This window comes from Larsenimonas rhizosphaerae, from assembly GCF_023700005.1.
Lineage (GTDB): Bacteria > Pseudomonadota > Gammaproteobacteria > Pseudomonadales > Halomonadaceae > Larsenimonas > Larsenimonas rhizosphaerae.
Map to the genome: position 1 here is coordinate 1,982,394 of NZ_JAMLJK010000001.1, position 20,777 is coordinate 2,003,170.

The 20,777-nt window shown below is 54.8% G+C and carries 16 protein-coding genes; 7 read left to right on the forward strand and 9 right to left on the reverse strand.

Features of this window, described 5'->3' with window-relative positions; all coding sequences use genetic code 11:
• Nucleotides 1-4: 4 nt before the first annotated feature.
• The gene (gene serC / locus NAT21_RS09065) at nucleotides 5-1,090 is read right to left on the reverse strand and encodes a 3-phosphoserine/phosphohydroxythreonine transaminase (RefSeq protein WP_250937538.1); all 1,086 of its coding nucleotides are present in this window, start codon (nucleotides 1,088-1,090) and stop codon (nucleotides 5-7) included.
• Nucleotides 1,091-1,243: 153 nt separating this feature from the next.
• Nucleotides 1,244-3,958: a DNA gyrase subunit A gene (gene gyrA / locus NAT21_RS09070; protein ID WP_250937541.1), complete on the reverse strand. Its 2,715-nt coding sequence runs from the start codon at nucleotides 3,956-3,958 to the stop codon at nucleotides 1,244-1,246.
• Between the two features lie 270 nt (nucleotides 3,959-4,228).
• Between gyrA and NAT21_RS09075 the strand changes: the two genes are divergently transcribed.
• The 5 genes from NAT21_RS09075 (at nucleotide 4,229) to phaR (ending at nucleotide 9,688) form a co-directional block, all read left to right on the forward strand.
• On the forward strand, nucleotides 4,229-5,158 hold the full coding sequence (locus tag NAT21_RS09075) for a recombination-associated protein RdgC (protein ID WP_250937544.1): 930 nt from the start codon (nucleotides 4,229-4,231) through the stop codon (nucleotides 5,156-5,158).
• Nucleotides 5,155-6,309 carry a 1-acyl-sn-glycerol-3-phosphate acyltransferase gene (locus NAT21_RS09080; RefSeq protein WP_407658230.1) on the forward strand — a complete coding sequence of 385 codons (1,155 nt, stop codon included), beginning with the start codon at nucleotides 5,155-5,157 and terminating at the stop codon, nucleotides 6,307-6,309. The genes NAT21_RS09075 and NAT21_RS09080 overlap by 4 nt, the downstream gene beginning before the upstream one ends.
• A 198-nt stretch (nucleotides 6,310-6,507) precedes the next feature.
• Complete coding sequence (phaC, locus tag NAT21_RS09085) at nucleotides 6,508-8,256, forward strand: class I poly(R)-hydroxyalkanoic acid synthase (RefSeq protein WP_250937547.1); 1,749 nt, start codon at nucleotides 6,508-6,510, stop codon at nucleotides 8,254-8,256.
• Between the two features lie 75 nt (nucleotides 8,257-8,331).
• A complete protein-coding gene (gene phbB / locus NAT21_RS09090; protein ID WP_284732673.1) occupies nucleotides 8,332-9,075 on the forward strand; it encodes an acetoacetyl-CoA reductase in 744 nt (247 codons plus the stop codon).
• A 67-nt stretch (nucleotides 9,076-9,142) separates the two neighbouring features.
• The gene (gene phaR / locus NAT21_RS09095; RefSeq protein WP_250937552.1) at nucleotides 9,143-9,688 is read left to right on the forward strand and encodes a polyhydroxyalkanoate synthesis repressor PhaR; all 546 of its coding nucleotides are present in this window, start codon (nucleotides 9,143-9,145) and stop codon (nucleotides 9,686-9,688) included.
• Nucleotides 9,689-9,768: 80 nt separating this feature from the next.
• Here phaR and NAT21_RS09100 read toward each other — a convergent pair whose 3' ends face one another.
• Nucleotides 9,769-10,671, reverse strand: coding sequence for a CDP-alcohol phosphatidyltransferase family protein (locus tag NAT21_RS09100; protein WP_250937553.1), 903 nt, complete (start codon nucleotides 10,669-10,671; stop codon nucleotides 9,769-9,771).
• A 225-nt stretch (nucleotides 10,672-10,896) separates the two neighbouring features.
• The gene (locus NAT21_RS09105; protein ID WP_250937554.1) at nucleotides 10,897-11,481 is read right to left on the reverse strand and encodes a C40 family peptidase; all 585 of its coding nucleotides are present in this window, start codon (nucleotides 11,479-11,481) and stop codon (nucleotides 10,897-10,899) included.
• 401 nt (nucleotides 11,482-11,882) lie between these two features.
• Here NAT21_RS09105 and gabT point away from each other — a divergent pair, with 401 nt between their 5' ends.
• On the forward strand, nucleotides 11,883-13,151 hold the full coding sequence (gene gabT / locus NAT21_RS09110; protein WP_250937555.1) for a 4-aminobutyrate--2-oxoglutarate transaminase: 1,269 nt from the start codon (nucleotides 11,883-11,885) through the stop codon (nucleotides 13,149-13,151).
• A gap of 65 nt (nucleotides 13,152-13,216) precedes the next feature.
• Here the strand turns inward: gabT and NAT21_RS09115 are convergent, their stop codons facing one another.
• Together NAT21_RS09115 and NAT21_RS09120 are read right to left on the reverse strand one after the other, a co-directional pair.
• Nucleotides 13,217-14,521, reverse strand: a complete 1,305-nt coding sequence (locus NAT21_RS09115) for an acyltransferase family protein (RefSeq protein ID WP_250937556.1) — start codon at nucleotides 14,519-14,521, stop codon at nucleotides 13,217-13,219.
• Nucleotides 14,522-14,805: 284 nt separating this feature from the next.
• Entirely contained in the window at nucleotides 14,806-15,054 is a 249-nt protein-coding gene (locus NAT21_RS09120) for a GlsB/YeaQ/YmgE family stress response membrane protein (RefSeq protein WP_250937557.1), read from the reverse strand.
• 265 nt (nucleotides 15,055-15,319) lie between these two features.
• Here NAT21_RS09120 and NAT21_RS09125 point away from each other — a divergent pair, with 265 nt between their 5' ends.
• Nucleotides 15,320-16,912 (forward strand): solute:sodium symporter family transporter, encoded by a 1,593-nt coding sequence (locus NAT21_RS09125; protein ID WP_250937559.1) that lies wholly within the window; start codon nucleotides 15,320-15,322, stop codon nucleotides 16,910-16,912.
• Between the two features lie 58 nt (nucleotides 16,913-16,970).
• Here NAT21_RS09125 and NAT21_RS09130 read toward each other — a convergent pair whose 3' ends face one another.
• The 3 genes from NAT21_RS09130 to NAT21_RS09140 all read right to left on the reverse strand — a co-directional run bounded on the left by NAT21_RS09130 (nucleotide 16,971) and on the right by NAT21_RS09140 (nucleotide 20,741).
• Nucleotides 16,971-17,687, reverse strand: coding sequence for a phasin family protein (locus NAT21_RS09130; protein WP_250937561.1), 717 nt, complete (start codon nucleotides 17,685-17,687; stop codon nucleotides 16,971-16,973).
• Between the two features lie 144 nt (nucleotides 17,688-17,831).
• Nucleotides 17,832-19,088, reverse strand: coding sequence for a polyhydroxyalkanoate depolymerase (locus NAT21_RS09135; protein ID WP_250937564.1), 1,257 nt, complete (start codon nucleotides 19,086-19,088; stop codon nucleotides 17,832-17,834).
• Nucleotides 19,089-19,262: 174 nt separating this feature from the next.
• Complete coding sequence (locus tag NAT21_RS09140; protein WP_250937566.1) at nucleotides 19,263-20,741, reverse strand: TrkH family potassium uptake protein; 1,479 nt, start codon at nucleotides 20,739-20,741, stop codon at nucleotides 19,263-19,265.
• Nucleotides 20,742-20,777: the final 36 nt, after the last annotated feature.

Here is a 20,777-nt window from a genome sequence, read left to right on the forward strand (position 1 = left end):
CGGTTTACCCTTTCCAGTGACGTTGTTCAAAGGCTGCCATGAAATCTACCAGCGCATCCACGCCTTCTTCCGGCATGGCGTTGTAAATGCTGGCCCGCATGCCACCCACACTGCGATGCCCTTTCAGCGTCAACAGTCCTGCAGCTTCACTTTCCCGCAGGAAAGGATCATTCAGAGCCTCATCCTTCAACGTGAACGGTATATTCATGATGGAGCGACTACCCACAGCAATCGGGTTGTCATAAAGGCGACTACCATCGATGGCACGATACACCTTCTCTGCCTTCCGGCGATTGACGACAGCCATTGCCTCTACTCCGCCCTGCTCCTTCAGCCACTCAAAGACCAGACCGGCAAGGTACCAGGCATAGGTAGGGGGAGTGTTATACATCGAGCCGTTTTCAGCCATGACCTTCCAGGACAACATGGACGGAATGCTGTCCTGCGCCTGCTCCAGAAGATCATTACGCACAATCACCAGAGTCAGGCCGGCCGGGCCGATATTTTTCTGGGCGCCGGCATAGATCACGCCATAGCGGGAAATATCCAGCGGGACAGATAGAATGGAAGACGACATGTCACAGACCAGAGGTACATTCACCTCGGGCAGGCGATCAAACTGAACACCGCCGATGGTCTCGTTATCGGTAAAGTGCAGATAGGCCGCATCATCGCTGAGCTGGATGCTGTCCGACGCCGGCGTGGCCGTATAGCCATTGGACTTGCTGCCTCCAGCAAGGTGCGCCCCTGTCAGGCGCTCGGCTTCAGCCATCGCCTTGCGCGACCAGATGCCGGTATCAAGAAAGTTGGGCGTACCGCCCCTGCCGGTCAGGTTAAGCGCACTGGCCGAGAACTGCGTTGCCGCGCCACCCTGCATGAACAGCACACTATAATTGTCCGGCACCCCAAGAAGGTCGCGGAAATCCGCTTCGGCCTTTTCTGCAATTGCCATGTAATCGCTGCTGCGATGGCTCATCTCCATCACGGAAAGCCCCTTCCCACGATAATCGAGCATCTCGGATTGAGCGCGCTCAAGTACCGCGAGAGGCAGCGTGGCCGGGCCTGAACAGAAATTATAGTGTCGAGTCATCTGACGTGCGTCCTTCAAACCGGGAGGGCACGGCGGCCCTCCCCTGTAACGGAAGCAATGCAGGTCACGGACCTGCATTGCAGATCAAGTTAATACACGTGCCCGATGCACGGTGCCCAACAGCGCCTCGGGAAATAGCCCCGAGGCAAACCATCAGTCATCCGCGTCAGGAGTGTCCATCGAGGATTGCTCATAAACCGAAGTATCAGCCTGTTCTTCCGACTCGATCGTCTCGCTTGACGGCTCTTCAACATCCAGCTCGTCCAGGCGCACGGTGGACACGAGCTGCTCATCGGTCGCCGTACGAATCAGGGTAACCCCCTGAGTGTTTCTGGAGCTGATCGAGACCTCACTGACACGCGTACGTACCAGGGTACCGCGATTGGTGATCATCATCATCTCGTCCTGCTCCGCCACCTGAATGGCTGCGACCAGAGCGCCGTTTCGCTCCGAGGTCTGCATGGCAATCACGCCCTGCCCGCCTCGACCCCGCAACGGAAACTCCTCAAGACGAGTGCGCTTGCCATAACCGTTTTCAGATGCGGTCAGGATATAAATCTGCTCGGACTGGCCATCCTGCGCTGACGGTACGGCTACCGTTTCATCAGCATCCTCGGCGTCTGCAGCAGCATCAATAACCGTGGAGCCCGGGATAATCAGGCTGATCACTCGAGCATCACCCAGCAGTCGCATACCACGCACACCGCGTGCGGTACGACCCATGGCGCGGACATCGTTTTCATCGAAGCGAATGGCCTTGCCATTGGAGGAGCACAGAATGGCATGATCACTGCCCGAAGTAATGGACGCGCCGACCAGCCGATCACCGTCTTCAAGGTCCAGGGCAATCAGCCCGGAACTGCGTGGCCGGGAGAACTGGTCCAGCGTGGTGCGCTTGACCGTACCGTTGGCCGTGGCAAAGAAGATATAGCTGTCTTCGCGGTATTCACGCACCGGCAGTATGGCCGTAATCCACTCGCCATCATCCAGCGGCAGCAGGTTGACCATGGGACGACCGCGCGAACCACGACTTGCCTGAGGCATTTCGTAGACCTTGAGCCAGTACACCTTGCCACGATCCGAAAACAGTAGAACCGTATCGTGTGTGGAAGCCACCAGCAGGTGCTCGATCACATCTTCGTTTTTCATGACCGTGGCCGACTTGCCGCGCCCGCCACGCTTCTGAGCCTGATAATCCGACAGCGGCTGCGTCTTGACGTAGCCGGAGCGGGACATGGTCACGACCATATCCTCTTCGTTGATCAGGTCTTCGATGGTGAGATCAAGCCGGCTCGTCTGGATTTCCGTACGCCGCTCATCACCATACTGGGCCCGGACAGCTTCTAGCTCCTCACGGATGACTTCCATCAACCGGTCAGCAGAGGCCAGAATGCGGGTAAGCTCGGCAATACGGTCAAGGATGGTCTTGTATTCATCCAGCAGCTTTTCGGTTTCAAGACCGGTCAGGCGGTGAAGGCGAAGCTCGAGGATGGCCTGCGCCTGAACCGGAGTAAGCCGGTATTCGGTGCGGCTGTCGGAAAGACCGAACCCGGGCGGCATGTCATCCGGCTCACAGGCCGATGCACCGGCGCGGTCGAGCATGTCAAGCACCTGCCCCGGCGACCAGACGGCTGCAATCAGCTTCTCCTTCGCCTCTGAAGCCGATGGCGAGGCCTTGATCATCTCGATGACACTGTCGATGTTTGAAATGGCAACAGTCAGGCCCTCAAGGATATGCCCCCGGTCCTTCGCCTTTCTAAGTTCAAACAACGTACGGCGGGTCACCACCTCACGACGGTGACGGATGAATGCCTCAAGCATCTGCTTGAGGTTCAGGGTACGGGGCTGTCCGTTATCCAGCGCCACCACGTTGATGCCGAATACGGTCTGAAGCTGCGTCTGTGCAAACAGGTTATTGACGATGACATCGCCACTTTCGCCCCGCTTGGCTTCAATCACGACGCGCAGGCCATCCTTGTCAGACTCATCACGCAGCTCGGCAATGCCCTCGATGCGTTTTTCCTTGACCAGTTCGGCAATCTTTTCGATCAGACGTGCCTTGTTGACCTGGTAAGGCAGCTCGGTGATCACGATATGATCGCGCCCGGTCTTTTCGTGATACTCAACGGTGTGGCGTGCACGCACATAGATTCGACCACGTCCGGTGCGGTATGCATCGATGATACCAGCGCGGCCATTGATGATGGCTCCTGTCGGAAAATCAGGGCCGGGAATATATTCCATGAGGTCATCAATGGTGAGCTCATGGTTATCAATCAGGGCCAGACAGGCATCCACGACTTCCGTCATGTTATGCGGCGGCACATTGGTCGCCATGCCGACAGCAATGCCCGAGGCACCGTTGACCAGCAGATTGGGCACCCGTGTCGGCAGTACGGCGGGAATGCGCTCGGTACCGTCGTAGTTGTCGACCCAGTCAACCGTTTCCTTTTCCAGGTCGGAAAGAAGTTCGTGGGACAGACGCGCCATGCGTACTTCGGTATAACGCATGGCCGCGGCACTATCGCCGTCGATCGACCCGAAGTTCCCCTGGCCATCGACCAGCACGTAGCGCATCGAGAAGGTCTGCGCCATACGCACGATCGTGTCGTAGACGGCGCTGTCACCGTGCGGGTGATACTTACCGATCACATCCCCTACTACACGTGCAGACTTCTTGTAAGCCTTGTTCCAGTCATTACCCAGCTCGTGCATGGCAAACAGAACACGGCGGTGAACCGGCTTGAGGCCATCGCGCACATCAGGCAGGGCCCTCCCGATAATGACACTCATCGCATAATCAAGGTACGACTGCTTGAGCTCATCCTCGATATTGACTGGCAGAATTTCTCTGGCGATCTCACCCATGGGTCGTCGAATCCTTTATACAGCGTTCGGCAGGCGCAGCACCGCAAGCTAGGGCTCACACAGTAAGCTGGCTGCCTGGTAACATGATCTCGTCACGGCACAACGTCTACCGACGCCCAAGACGGTTGGCAAACGCGACGAGTGTATCATATTCGAAGGTCGTGGCGGCACGCTCGCGTTGCGACGTATGGATCATCTTCGGCAAACCACAACGCTGGCCGAGCGCGCTTTCCTTCGACATAATATGGCGCTCTCAAAGGGAAGGTCATCATGTGGTTCAAGCATTTACATCTTTATCGCCTGCATGACGAGCAGGTTATACCGCTCGACGCGCTGGAAGACGCCCTCGACGCTCAGGCCTTCAGGCCGGTGGGGCCCCACGAAGCCAAACGCGCCGGCTGGTCTTGTCCGGCAGGTCGTCACGGCCGCTCGCTGGTACACGAAATTCAGGGCCATCGCCTGCTGACACTTAGCCGTCAGGAGCGCCTGCTGCCCTCATCAGTGGTCAAGGAACTGCTGGAAGAGCGTTGCCTTGAGCAGGAAGCTCGTCAGGGATACGCCGTCACACGCCGTGACAGGCTTGCCATCAAGGAAAAGCTGGTAGAGGAACTGTTGCCCCAGGCCTTCACCCGATCTACCCGGATCGATGTCTGGTGGGATACACGACGCCGTTTGATCGGCGTGCACTGCGCCAGCGTCAAGCGGGCCGAAGACACCCTTGACGTGCTCCGCCAGTCCCTGGGCAGCCTCAAGGTCACGCCCGTGACCGTTTCGATACCGCCAGGCAGGACCATGACGGAGTGGCTAACCAAACCTGAAACTCGCCCGGACACCCTGCTGCTGGGCGATCAGATCGAGTTGCGCGCTGCCAGCGAGGAAGAAGGGGTATTCCGCGGCCGCCAGGTCGATCTCGAGGGCGAGGAAGTGCAGGCAGCGCTCGATGCCGGCCGACGCGTCAGCCAGCTTCGGCTGTCCACGGAAGGCCAGATGAGTTTCACGCTTCATGAGGATCTTGCCATCAAGTCCATTCGTTTCAGCGATAACCTGGTGGATGAGGCCAATGACAGTACGGACGATGAAGATCCGATCCTCAAGCTCGATACCGAGTTCTCACTGATGGCCCATACCCTGACTTCCACACTCGGCCAGCTGATAGACTGGCTGGGCGGTGAAACAGAGACACCTCCTGCCACGCCATGATGACTGACACGACAGAAGACCCGTATGCCAGCATTCGCCCTTATCATGACGATGAGGTCGCTCCCGTCATCAAGCGTCTGACGGAATGTGACGAATTTCTGGGAACCATTACACGTTACCGGCTTCCCCGGCTGTCTCGCTATTCTCCCTGGCTTGCAAGGCGGCTGGTGAGCCTGGGCCTCAAGCGAAAACTGAAGGACGTCAATAGCGTCAAGGCGTTTCAACAGCATATCGCCTACTACATGGATCAGATGATCAAGCGCAGTACCGACCATTTCGAAGTGGAAGGGCTGGAAAAGCTTGATGGCAGTCAGGCCTGGTTCTTTATCGGCAATCACCGGGATATTTCCCTCGACCCGGCCTTTGTCAATTACGCCCTGTATCAGCAGGGACGTGACACCGTGCGCATCGCCATCGGGGACAATCTGCTGCAGAAGCCTTACGTGACCGACCTGATGCGCCTCAATAAAAGCTTTGTGGTGCCTCGCTCCGCCAAGGGCAAGCGTGCCATGCTGGCCGCTTACCAGATGCTGTCAGGCTACATCCGTCATTCCATTGTCAGTGATAATCATCCTGTATGGATGGCACAGCGTGAAGGTCGCGCCAAAAACGGGATAGACCGGACAGACAGCGCCATCATCAAGATGCTCAGCATGGCCGGCCGCCAGCAGGACAAGGAGTGCAGTGTAGGGCGTGCTGTATCAGAGCTGCATGTAGTGCCGATCTCGATCAGCTATGAATTCGATCCATGTGACATTCAAAAGGCGCGTGAGCTCAAGGCGGCAGACGAAGGCCAGCCCTATCAGAAAAAGCCCTTTGAAGACATCATGTCCATCGCAGCAGGTATCTCTGGCCACAAGGGACGCGTCAGACTGGTTTTCGGCACCCCACTGAAAGATCTTCCTGACAGCGCCGAGGCCATTGCAGCCGTCATTGATGCCCAGGTACTTGAACACTACACCCTGTTCCCGAGCCACTATCTGGCTCTTGAGGCACTTGGTACTGCGCCCGAACTGGTCAATCATCAACACATCACCCCGGCCGATCGACTGCGATTCAAGGCGCGCCTTGACGATGTCCCCGAGGCACTCAGGCCCTGGTGGCTGATGCAGTATGCCAACCCGGTACTTAACAAGGCCGGCCGCCTGTAGCGATGATCATCAATTTAAAAGGGACGCTTAAAAGGCGTCCTTTTTTTATGTAAAAACACCGATTGTTCTCCCCTACCAAAGAAATTCTTTTACCACCTTGCAGCCCTGAAGCCTGGGTCTACACTTTCCATAGGAAAAAACTTATTTAATAGTTTCCTTCAAACGAAGCGGGACGCTTATTGCCGAGAGCCTTTAAAGATGCCCACCAGACAGTCTCCGTTTAATGCATTTTTCAATCCGTTCGGCGCCCCAAATCTGGCAGGATTCGATATCCCGCTGTTCAGCACGGACACGATCCAGAAATGGTTTGCAGGATTGCCCGGCATGGAAGATGTGACACCACGGGAAAAGCACCCTGACTTTCCGCGAGTACCTCCGGACAAGCTGATGAGCCTCAGCAGTCAATACACCCTGGAGCTGACCCAACTCTGGCAAAATGTACTGATGGCCAGTATTCCGGCACTTGAAGATCCCCGCTTTTCCGGACCCGCCTGGCAACAACCAGGCTACGGCTCCATAGCAGCGCTCTATCTTTTAAACGCCCGCTTTGTAATGAGTCTTGCCGACGCGTTGACCGGTGATGCCAAGACCTGCACCCGCATCCGCTTTTGTGTCGAACAATGGGTAGCTGCCAGTGCTCCCAACAACTATCTGGGTACCAACCCCGAGGCACTGGAGCAGATTGAAAAAACCGGAGGTGAAAGCCTGCGGCGTGGCATGGAGAATTTCTGGGCCGATCTGGCGCGCGGTCGAATTTCCCAGACCGATGAAGATGCCTTTGTTGTTGGCCGTGACGTGGCCCAGACGCCCGGGCATGTCGTATATGAAAACGACCTCATTCAGGTCATTCAATATACCCCCACCACGCAGAAGGTACATGAGACCCCCCTGCTGATCGTACCGCCCTGCATCAACAAGTTTTACATTCTCGACCTGCAGCCGGCCAATTCCCTGGTACGCTACACCCTGGACCAGGGGCATCAGGTCTTTTTGATATCCTGGCGAAATGCAGACCAAAGCCTGGCTCACAAGCAGTGGGATGATTATGTCGATGAAGGCGTAATCAATGCCATCAATGTGGTCACGGACATCAGCGGCACCAAAAAGCTCAATACCCTTGGATTCTGTATCGGGGGCACCCTGCTGAGCTGCGCATTGTCGGTACTCCAGTCTCGTGGGAGCAGACCAGCCAGCAGTATGACACTGCTGACATCCATGCTCGATTTCAGCGAAGCCGGCATTCTCGATGTATTCATCGACGAACAGCAGATCCGCTGGCGCGAACAGACCATCGGCGGTCAAGGCGGCGGGGCACCAGGCCTTCTCAAGGCGTCCGAGCTGGCCAACACCTTTTCATTTTTACGGCCCAACGATCTGGTCTGGAATTATGTAGTTGGCAACTATCTCAAGGGAGCCACTCCTCCGCCGTTCGATCTGCTTTACTGGAACAGCGACGGCGCCAACCTGCCAGGGCCCATGTTTTCCTGGTACCTGCGCCATGCCTACCTGCAAAACGATCTGAAAACGCCGGGCGCCGTCACTGTCTGCAATGAACCGCTGGATCTGACCCACCTGGACGTCCCGGCATATCTTTACGCCTCGCGGAGCGATCATATCGTGCCCTGGCAAAGTGTTTACAACAGTGCCTGCGTGCTTGGTGGTACACCTCGCTTTGTTTTGGGTGCTTCGGGCCATATAGCCGGTGTCATCAACCCCCCGGTCAAGAACAAGCGCTGCCACTGGCTGGCAAATGACCCTTCCCTTCCGGATGACCCCGAACAATGGTTTGCGCAGGCTCAGGAGCTGCCTGGAAGCTGGTGGAACGATTGGTCAGAGTGGCTGAGTACCTTTGCCGGCAAACAGAAAGCCTGTCCGAAAAAAGCAGGAAACAGTACATATCGTCCGATCGAAGAAGCACCGGGGCGCTATGTTCGTGCCAGAGCCTGAAACCTGGCGATGAATATGTACCTACTCAACACACATACCATACGGTTGAATTCTTGATTGAAGGGAGTTGATATCATGGCACAACAGCGCATTGCATTTGTAACCGGCGGAATGGGCGGGATCGGAACCGCCATCAGTCAGCGCCTTTACAAGGATGGCTTCAGGGTCGTTGTCGGCTGCAGCGTGAATTCAAGCCGCAAGGAAAAATGGCTGGCAGATCAGAAGGCGGAAGGTTACGAGTTCGAGGTCAGTGAAGGCAATATCAACCAATGGGAATCGGCCCGGGAAAGCTTCCTCAAGGTGCGTGAGGAAATCGGCCCGATCAGCGTTCTTGTAAATAATGCCGGTATCACCCGAGACGCCGTGTTCAAGAAAATGTCTCCTGAAGACTGGAACGCTGTGATCAATACCAATCTGACCGGTCTTTTCAATACGACCAAACAGGTCATCGATGACATGCTGGAAAGCCAATGGGGACGCATCATCAACATCGCCTCAGTCAACGGTCAGAAAGGCCAGTTTGGACAAACCAATTACTCCGCTGCCAAGGCCGGCATCCATGGCTTTACCAAGGCGCTGGCACAGGAAGTCGCGTCCAGGAACATTACGGTCAATACCGTGTCGCCAGGCTACATCAAAACCGATATGACCTCCGCCATTCGAGAGGACGTTCTGGAAAAGATCACCAATGGCATCCCGACCAAACGCCTGGGCAACCCGGAAGAGATAGCGTCCATTATCAGCTGGCTGGCTTCCGACGAAGCGGCCTATTCAACCGGCGCAGAGTTCTCGCTTAACGGCGGCCTGCACATGAGTTAGCCTATGGGGCAACTGCAATAATACTGATAAAGCCCGGCGCCGTCGGGCTTTCCTGCATGGACACCTCATGACAGAAAAAAATACCGCTCCCCGTCTGATCAAGAAATATCAAAACAGACGCCTTTATGACACGACAGCCAGCAGCTATATCACGCTGTCGCAAGTCAAATCACTGATTCTGGCTCACGAAGACATTACCGTCATTGATGCCAAAAGCGGCAGCGACATTACACGAAGTATTCTACTGCAGATTATTCTCGAAGAAGAAAGCGCCGGTGAACCCCTGTTCAACAGCGACATGCTGCAATCGCTGATTCGTTTCTACGGACATGCCATGCAGGGCCCAATGGGCGAATATCTGGAACATCATCTGGGATATCTCAACGATTTTCAGCAGCAGATCGCAGGTCAGGGCATCAACGCATACAGCCCGCAACAGGCACAGGAAGCATGGGAAACCATGCGACGCATACAGCCTGCATTTGTACGTGAACTGATGGATACAAATCTTCGGCAGTCCAAAGCCTTCATGGAGCAGATGCAGTCATTCTGGACAGCTCCGTTTCGCCCGGCTCGACGCAACGATGACAGTGATGAAGGCAGCCACGAATAGAACCAGCATTTCCCTGCTTGCCCCATGCAAAAGGCCCCTCGTTCGAGGGGCCTTTTGCATGGGGCAAGCAGGGAAGCAATTCAACGCTGCGGGAAATCCAGCACCCGGGCCGAATCGGAATCAATGCGACGCGAAGCCTGCTCACCACCACTTTGTTCCTTCATCTGCTGGGCACGCTTGCGTGTCAGACATACCACACGAGGCGCCGGCGCTGATGAAACAGGAGTAGATGGCGCTGTAGAAGACCCGGTCACCATGGGCGGACGGCGCGCACCAGCGTCATCACGCACCAGCGTCAAAGGCGCCTTGAAGCCGTGCTCAGCCCGGTTCAGGCTGTTGTAGCCAACCACAACCTGTATGAATGCCGCCAGCAATGTAAGGGCACCACCACTCCAGGTCATGACAGTGGCATGTTCTGGATAAAGGCATACCGCAGAGAGGAAGCAGGTCAGAGCGATGTGACCAAACAGGCCACTGAAACGTGCTACCGAGCGGGACCTGCTTCTGGTGCGTGCATTAAGGGCCGGTGCTGTCGCGTGAAAGGCGCGTGCACCAATACTCAGCGCAGCCACGCCCAGCATGAGGGTGATGATGGCCGGCATGGGCACTGAGACGTACATGAAGAATACGGCGGCCAGCATGGCTGCGTAAAACAGGCTGTCCAGCGTCGTTTCCAGAAAACGTCCTGACGCCGTACTGACATCTGCCCATCGTGCGATGGCACCATCCAACGCATCCATCAGACGATTGACGACTATCGCACCAACAGCCCATGCCGGTTCACCGAGCCACAGGGCCGGGATGGCAAGCAGGCCGACCACAAAACCGAAAATGGAAACCTTGGTCGGTGTAATATTCCACGCCACCAGGTGACGTGCGACCCAATGCAATGGACGTTGAATACGAGCATGAAACCAGTTGTCGAACATACGCACCCATCCTCCTGAAGGAGGAATTCCCTGTGATCCTTGAATACGGGACATGTTGCAGCCTTCCTGTGGCATGTGCTGTGCAGAATAGTCAACTCTGGTACTTACGCATCAAAACAAACCGGTTCGGCACAATTTTATACTTGCTCGTCATTCTTTTTAACTAAAAAATAAAAAATAACGCGCCTTAACATTAGGCAACAGGAATTAGAAGGATGGGATAAAAGAAGGGATAACGACGGGTCTGACACCTCAGGAAGCATCAGGCCCGTCATGCGCTTACTTCATGGCCAGGCGGGCCGGTATATCCTTGGGAGTAACGGTACGACGAGCCTGCCAGTAATGGCGAGTCCAGTAAGGATTATCCAGCCGGGAAAGTCGCACGCCACTGGAGCTTGAAGCGTGCATGAAATAGCCATCACCGACATAAATGCCAACGTGCCGGTCACCACGGTAGGGCCTGAAGAAGACGAGATCACCAGGTTTAAGGGCTGTCTTGCTGATCTTGTCTCCCTCAAGCACCTGCCCCAGCGTGGTACGGGGCAGATCAATATCAAAGCTGTTACTGAAAATCTGCTGCACCAGCGCCGAACAGTCGATACCGCTTCGCGACTCACCTCCGTAACGATAAGGTGTCCCGGACCACTCATCGTATTCCGACATCAGGGAGTCGCGAATCGTGGACCACTGGACCACGGGCGATGTCTGTGCATCCGGTTTTTTCTGTTTGGCCCTTGCATTGGCCTTGGGCGCCGTGATCGACGGCATGGCTACATCATAATAGTGCGCTTGAGGGCTGCTCTGCTGTGTTGCACATCCAGCCAGAAAACCGGCCAGTACACATCCGCTGATCCATCGCCACATTACGATTATCCTGGTAACGCCAACACCTGCGATAGAGTGTCGGTCTGATATAAAAAATCATGTTCTACACGGCACTGATCAGAATCGATGAAACAGTCGAGTGCATCGAATTGTGCCGAACGTGACACGCATAATGCACGTATCGGCATAATTGACGCAATCCAAACCGCGTCAGCCTGCATATTTGGTGCATTTTCTTCAATTAAGGTTTTGTCTTGACGGCAGAACCGCACCGAATATCCAATATTTTAAACAAATGCTTTATTTACTGGACAGCACCGACCCTAATATAGTGGTTAAGCAGCGCCTCTTATCCCTGCCCGTCCAACTACAAACAGACACCACAGGGCCGGAGGCACTTCACGTCCTCATTCGATCAGTGTCAGACGCAGGAGTCGGTAATGAACAACAAGCAATTGAGCGAGCTGAAACAGGCTTATGTGGCCAGAGGCGCACCTCACATGATTCCCGCGTTTGCCGAACGTGCGGAAAATGCAGAAATCTGGGACGTGGAAGGTAATCGCTACATCGATTTTGGCGGCGGCATTGGCGTATTGAATCTGGGTCACCGGCACCCGAAGGTCGTTGAGGCCGTCAAGGCACAGCTGGACAAGGTCATGCACACCTGTGCCACCGTCATGCCCTACGCGCCTTATGTGCAACTATGCCAGAAACTGTGTGAAATGATGCCCGGCGATGGTGACAAGCGAGCCCTCCTGGTCAACTCCGGCGCCGAAGCGGTTGAAAATGCCGTGAAGATAGCGCGAGCCGGCACAGGCCGAAGTGCCGTTATCGCCTTTGATGGCAGCTTCCATGGTCGCACCATGATGACATTGGCCCTGACCGGCAAGGTGCTGCCTTACAAGCATGACTTTGGCCCAATGCCGGGAGATGTTTTCCGCGCGCCCTTCCCTGTTCCCGCTCATGGCATCAGTGACGAGGACAGCCTTGCAGCCATTCATCGACTGTTCAAGACCGACGTACCCGCACACCGGGTGGCGGCCATTATCATCGAGCCCGTTCAGGGCGAGGGTGGTTTTTATCAGGCTTCGCCGGCCTTCATGCAGGCACTGCGTGATCTGTGCGATGAGCACGGAATTGCCCTGATTGCCGACGAGGTACAAAGCGGCTTTGCACGTACCGGCAAACTGTTCGCCATCGAACATACCGGAGTAGTGCCGGATATCATCACCACGGCCAAAAGCCTGGCAGATGGCATGCCACTGGCAGCGGTAATCGGCAAGGCCGATTTAATGGACGCTTCGGGCCCGGGCTCACTGGGTGGCACCTATGGCGGCAACCCACTCTCATGTGCTGCGGCGCTGGCCGTTATCGAAGCCATTGAAGAAGAAAACATTCTGGCCCGAAGCACGGCCATGGGTGAACATCTGGCACAACGTTTCAATCAATGGGAAGAGCAGTTCTCATGGGTGGCGCACAGCCGCAACACGGGCGCCATGGCAGCCTTTGAACTGGTCAATGACGCTGGCGAACCAGATCCCGAGCTGACCAGGAAGTTGACGAAAACGGCAGCTGAGCAGGGTTTGATCCTGCTGTCATGTGGCTTCTACGCCAATACCATTCGAATTCTGGTCCCGCTGACAGCCAGGGATGAACTGCTGAATGAAGGGCTGGATATCATTGAGCACTGTCTCGGTATGCTGCACTAAAAAAACGTTCTGCAAAAAGAGGCCCTTATGGGCCTCTTTTTTTGTGCTGGCAAAACCGGCACGCATCACTCCTCGGGGCGAGCCATTTTGTCAGCATGCGTACTTTTGCGCTCACGATGAAGCAAATGGCGCTGCAGCCAGTTGCGGACACGTACTACGAACTGCTCTTGGAAAATAACACACAGGATAACCGTCATGAGCAAAAACACGGGATACAGCCAGATGGTAATGCCGCCGGCAGCGTCCAGGCAGCCCCTGAAGCTTGAAAGACACATGGCCGGATCACCGGATAATACCCGCTCTACGCGAGAGAAAATAATGTATAGCGGCACGTGCAAGGCAAACATCGGCAGCGATGCCCCGCCCAGCCGCCCAGCCAGCCGACGCACCCACTCACGACGAGGCATGGGGACAAGCAGGCACAAATAAATCAGTGACAACTGCGCCGGCAACAACAGGCCATTATGCATCAGGTAATACCAGGCGTGCGCTCGGGGCAATAGTAGTTCCGCTGCGGTAATGGATACCACAATAATACCCACCAGCATCCATATATTATTTCGCGTTAACGTACGCCCTTGGGATCGTCTGCGCGCGTATAAACCGCACAGCAGGATGCCCGCCAGAAACTCTGGCAACCGAATGATAGGGTTACGATGTAAAATACCGGTTTCCGGCATACCGTAATCCGTAAAGGCAATAACCAGTAATGGCGGAATCAGATAAATCCCCATCGTCACGGCCAGTGCTCGCCATGAACGGCGGACACGCATCAGACGAGGTGCCACAAAGGGAAATACCAGATAAAAGAAAAACAGCGTGGAAATCGACCAGGACGGCGGGTTGAAGGTTAGATACAACGGATTCCATGCATGCAAAAGCAGCAGGTTCAAAACAACATTCAGCGTCGCCTCGCCGCCACTCATGAAGTGATGTAGTGCATTGGGATCTGTCTGCCCTAGATCATTGTTCACGTCATAAATGGTAAACAGCGCCGAGGTCTTGGCATCCTCGGGCAGGATGGCCAGATACGGAATGATCGACATCACGGCAATGGTCAGGAGAAACGAGCCGATATGGATAGGATAGAGGTTCGAAAACCGCTTGATCATGAAGCTTCTGGCGGGCTCTCGCATCTCGTTATTATCGTTGAGATAGACATGCGCCAGCAGGAACCCTGACAGAACAAAAAACGCACTGGTCGAGAAGAAACCAACCTGCGAGACGTAGTTCCCCCAGCCCCTGGCTTCCGGGTAATAATGCATGGTGTGAAAGATAACGATATAAAGGCCGAGCAGAAACCGCATCCACTCAAGCCCTATGAAGCGTTCCTTTTTCATAATGCGACCATCAGCGATGCAACGTGCCATCGCCCTTCCCTGTTATAAAATCGATGTACGATCAAGTCATGACGATGCCTGTCGCACCCCTGGATGGCGCCTATAGTGCCTTAAGGGGTTGAAAAAAGCTGTTTAATTTCGCTTAATCGGCGTCATTAAGGGAAGAGCCGGGGTTGCGCTTGAAATGCCTCGTACCGGGCTTGTGCGAAGCATCCGGCAAGCCGGCTCTTGAAGCCCATACGCGATCTACAGGCATTAAAAAAGCGCCGTCAAAGGCGCTTTTTTACATGCTTTCCTGCTTGATTCGGGGTCAATCACCCTTTTCGCTTGATCAACGAAACGACCCAAAGCAGTACCACGGCACCTATCACTGCGGTCACCAGAGACCCTATGATGCCACCGTTGGACGACAGGCCCAGCAAACCAATCATTGCACCACCGATCACCGCACCGACAATACCGACCACGATGTTACCTACAACACCAAAGCCGCCGCCCCGCATGATCTTGCCTGCAATCCAGCCTGCCAGACCGCCAATAATCAGCCACAGAATAATCCCCATTGCGCCCTCCTTTGATGCAGACAAGGATGTATAAAACCTTACATCACGCTTTTCCCTCAGCGAGTGGTTGGATTATAGAAGACATGGGTATTTATGCCAGCAGTACCGCAAAGAAGGTGTTTTGACATACATGAGAAAAGCTATGTCAGACAATTGGCCAATAGCACTTTTCTGAAAGCGTAATAAACTCGCCATGGTTCGAGGGTGAACATGCGCGTTTGCGCGCCAATAACCATTATAAATCTGGCAAGGACTTTTTCTCACCATGCACGCAATTACCATATTGTCGTTTTTGCTATTCACACTGGTGGTAGCAGCCATCACATGGAAGATGACGCGAAATGATGACCACCGTCACTCCAAGGGATACTTCCTGGCCGGCAGGAGTCTGTCCTTTCCCCTGATCGCTGGCTCACTGCTGATGACCAACCTGTCCACCGAACAAATGGTTGGGTTGAACGGTGCCGCTTTCGTGGATGGTTTCAGCGTCATGGCCTGGGAAGTCGTGGCGGTTATTGCCATGGTTCTGATGGCCCTGTTCTTTCTGCCACGCTTTTTGAAAAGCGGCATCACCACCGTTCCTCAGCTGCTGGAAATCCGTTTCGACAAGGGCACACAGCTGATCACCAATATTATTTTCCTGTTGGCCTATGCCGTTATCCTGCTGCCGATAGTGCTTTACTCCGGTGCGGTAGGCCTTCTGGGCATGCTGGACCTTCAGGGCCTTACCGGCATCGAATCCAATACCACCCTGTTGTGGGGAACGGTCTGGCTGGTAGGGCTGATCGGGGCAATCTATGCGCTGTTCGGTGGTCTTCGCACCGTCGCGGTGTCCGATACCATCAACGGCATAGGCCTTCTGATCGGCGGATTCATGATTGTGTACTTTGGTCTTCAGGCCGTCAGTGATGGCAATGGCGCCTTTGAAGGCTGGCGCATACTGAAGGAAGCCACGCCCGAGCGCTTCAACTCCATGGGCAACAATGAACAGTCCGTGCCATTTCACACCCTGTTCACCGGTGTCATTCTCCTGAACGTTTTCTACTGGTGTACCAACCAGCAGATCATTCAGCGCACCTTTGGCGCCAGCAGTCTGGCCGAGGGCCAAAAAGGCGTGCTTCTCACCGGATTTCTGAAACTGTTCGGCCCGCTGTATCTGGTTATTCCCGGTATGATTGCCTTTTATCTCTATGCCAACCAGGGCATCAAGGCCGATGCAGCCTACGGCCATCTCGTCTTCAATGTACTACCGCCCTATCTGACCGGGTTCTTTGCTGCCGTCATGGTGGGTGCGATCCTGTCCTCGTTCAACTCGGCCCTCAACAGCACTACGACGCTGTTCAGTCTCGGTATCTACAAGGAGATACTGCGCAAGGACGCAAGCGATGAGGAAGTAGTAAAGTCAGGCAAGGTCTTTGGCTGGATCATGGCCATTGCGGCAATGACCATTGCTCCACTGCTGGCCGGGCAGGAAAGCCTGTTCGTCTACCTGCAGAAAATGAATGCCCTCTACTTCATTCCCATTCTGGCTGTCGTCGTAGTAGGTCTTCTGACCCGTCATGTTCCCCCGATTGCTGCCAAGCTGGCCCTGATTCTGGGCTGCGTTACCATTTTCCTGGTGTATTTCGTTCCGCCGTTCACCGGCCTGCTGGATTACATCCATGACTTCCATTTCATTGGTCTGGTATTTGCCCTTTTGATCGTCATGATGCTGATCATTGGCAAGCTCGCACCCACCTCGGAAGCCTGGATTCAACAGGACAGTGGTGAGGTCGATCTTACTCCCTGGAAAGGCGCTGTACCTTTCGGCATTTTCCTCGTGGTCTGTGTTCTGACAATCTACATCTCCTTTGCCTGATTACTTCAAGGCATGAAAAAGCCCGGCCATTGGCCGGGCTTTTTAACATTCATCCCCGTTATTTTCTGGAGGATGCTGCATTCTTGGAGGCTTCTGCAGCCTTCTGGGCCTGAGCGCTGGCATCCTTGGCCGTGGCTTCAGCCGTGCGGCTGGCTGTAGCCATTTGCGCTTCTGCAGTCTGCGCCGATTCCTTCACTGCAGACTGAGCCTCGCTGGCATACCTGGAACTCATTTCAGTCGCCTTGCGCGCCTGGTCATGAGCCGTGCTGGTCGCCGCTTCAAAGTTACGCTCCGCATTTTCAATTGTCTGGCGCACCATCTTCTGCATGGTGTCGTAGAAACTATTGGCAGCAGTGGTTGCAGACTTGGCCATGGAAACCGTGGACTCGGAGCCTACCGGCGCATTACGCGCCATATCATCGATATAGCCCTGAACCGCCTGGACACGCTGCGAGGTTTTTTCCTCGGCTGACTTGATCACGTCAGACTGCACACCAGACATGATGCGGTAGGCATTTTGCGTATAGGCCATGCTGCGCTCGGAAAATGGCTGGAACATGACGGTCTGCAGATTGAACACTTCCTGCGCTTCACGAGCCGAGAGCATCTTGCGAGTCATGTCGGACCCCTGCTCCATCATGTCACGCGTGGTACGCAGATTCAGTTCGGTCAACTGCTCGACGCCTTTCATCCACTGACGGGAAAAGCCCATCATGGAGTCCAGCTGATCTCGATACATGTCTTTCATTTTTTCAGGGTTGTTCATGGTATACATAATGCTTCTCCGTTCGGTGGTTCCACCGGTTACCTGGTGACTAGATGACACGTAGAACCTTGCGAACTTTGACGGGTGTCGCCAGATTCCCTTGCATTAGTTGTGCAGTGCACAAACACAGTATTGCTGCACCGCACAAAACTGTCAAGCCTGATTCGTATCTGCGTAACATTTAATGAACTCGAGCAACTGCGGATACAGCCGGGTACGAAAGCGCCGACCGGAAAAAATGCCGTAGTGGCCGGCCCCTTCCAGCATGATGTGATGATGACGCTTTGTATCGATACCCGTGCAAAGCTCATGTGCCGCAAACGTCTGACCATCTCCTGATATGTCATCGCGCTCACCTTCGACCGTCATCAGTGCGGCCCCCCTGATGCGGGAGGGGTCGACGACCTGACCGCGTACTGTCCAGGTACCGCGTGCCAGACCATACTCCTGAAAAACCACTCGAATGGTATCGAGGTAATACTGTGCAGGCATATCCAGCACGGCGTTGTATTCATCATAAAACTGACGATGGCTGTCGGCGTCCTCATCATCTCCACTGAGCAGATGCTCATAGAAATCCCAGTGCGACTTGAGGTGAAGGTCCGGGTTCATCGCCAGAAATCCGGCATGCTGCAAGAACCCCGGATAAACCTCTCGACCGGCCCCCGGATAAGAGCCGGGGACACGATAGATCACGTTATCCTCAAACCAGCGCATCGACTTGTTGGTGGCCAGAGAGTTGACATCCGTCGGGCTTTTACGGGCATCGATCGGCCCTCCCATCATCGTGATGGTATTGGGCAGCGGCTCATCATCCGCCGCCATCAGAGACAGGGCTGCCAGTACAGGAACAGTAGGCTGACATACTGAAATCACATGCAGATTATCGGTGCCAATGGTGCGAATGAAGTCGCGGATGTAATCCACATAATCATCCAGATGAAAGTTACCCTCATCCAGCGGCACCATGCGAGCATCCTTCCAGTCCGTAATGTACACCTTGGTGTCATGCAGGAACTGGCGCACGGTATCACGCAGCAAGGTGGAGTGATGGCCTGAAAGCGGTGCGCACAACAGCACCCGCGGCTCGTTTTCAAATGCATGAGCAAGCTCGGCATTATCGGCATAGCGCTTGAAACGGATCAGTCGACAAAACGGCTTGTCTTCGACCACTTCTTCAACGATCGGCACGATGGAATCGTTCTTTTCAATCGTAGTAATGTTGAAAGCCGGCTTTTCATAGTCCTTGCCCAGCCGATGCATCAATTCAAGACCTGCGGCTGCACGGTTGGACCAGGGCAGGTGAGAAAAGCTATAGCGTGAATCCGTCAGCACCTGTGCCATGACATTGGACATGGCCGATACCGGGTAAAACATCGATCGCTGAAATTCATAGAATTGATACAACATGGGAAGTCCCCTGTGTGTCAGGCAAAAGTAAACTGCCAGTAGGCATTACCAGCATACTGTGACGCATTTTGTGCAGTGCAGCAACGAAAGGCCTCGGTAATTGCCTTAGACATGTGCCCAATAAAAACGCCCCGTGGGTTGCACGGGGCGCATGATCAGCAAATGGACAGCCTGCTATTTTCGCCAGAACATCGGCGTCACCAGTACCAGCACGGTCAGGATTTCCAGACGGCCCATCAGCATGCCGAAACTCAACAGCCATTTGGCCGCTTCCGGCAGGGAGGAAAAGTTGCCTGCGGGCCCGATCGTATCTCCCAGCCCCGGCCCCACATTGGACACTGCAGTAGCGGCACCGGACAGGGCCGTGATCAGGTCAAGCCCCATCATGGCCAGCCCCAGAGCGATCAACGCCACGGTAAAGAAAAAGAAGAATGAAAAGGCAATAACAGCGCGGACCACCTCATCGGTCAGCATGCGGCCATTATAGCGCTGGGAAAACACACCATTGGAATGTACCAGATGGCGCAGCTGATTGATGAGCATGATAATCCCCACCTGAAAGCGGAAGATCTTCATCCCCCCACTGGTCGACCCGGAACAACCGCCTATAAAGGTCAGGTAGAAAAAGCCCGCTACCGCCAGCGGCCCCCACAGGGTGTAATCATCCGACGCATATCCGGTAGTCGTCACCACCGAGATCACATTGAAGGCCACCTGAGTAAGGGCATCAAAGAACGGCACACCCCGCGCCACCCGATACAGGGTCAGGCCGATAATGACCCATCCCAGCATCAGCAACATGCCACGCACCTGCTGATCCTTCCAGAAGGCACCGTAATGGCGTTCCTTGAACATTCGGATATAGAGCACAAACGGTACCGCGCCCATCAGCATGAAGACATCCGCCATCCACATGATCCAGGGCTTGTCGGCATAGACGCCGAAGGAGCTGTCGTAGTTTGAAAAGCCGCCGGTGGCTACCGAACTCATGCCATGCACCACCGCATCCAGTGGTGTCATGCCCGCCAGCCAATAGGTCAGGACGGCAATCAGGCTGATGACCAGATAAACCACACCGATCGATTTGGCGACCCCGCCGGAGCGAGGCAGGATCTTGTCGGACCAGTCCGAGGACTCGGTCTGAAACAGGCGCATCCCGCCAACCTGCAGGAAAGGCAGAATGGCAATGGCCATGACAATGATGCCGATACCACCGACCCACTGCATCAACCCCCGCCACAGCTTGATGCCGTCCGACAGGTTATCGATGCCTGTCAGTACGGTAGACCCTGTCGTCGTAATGGCAGACACCGACTCGAATACGGCATCGCCCATGGACAAATGCGGTGCACCGAATACCATGGGCAGGCTGGCATATGTGCTGATGGTGACCCAGCTCATGGTTGTCAGAATGAACATCTGGCGTGGCTTGAGCTGAATATCGATGCGGTGAGTAACCAGTAACATCAGGCCGGCACTCGACAGCGTCATTACTTCGGAATACAAAAAGGCCCACATATCATCATTTTGCTCGACCACCAGCATGATCAGCGGTATAGCCATCATGGCGGCCAGTACCAGCAAAAGCATCGCCAGAATACGAAGCACCGGCCCGGCGCCGGTTGCTCGTTGAAAAAGGGTCAGGCGTGACATGATATACCCTTATTACAAACTGTCGTTGGAACGCGC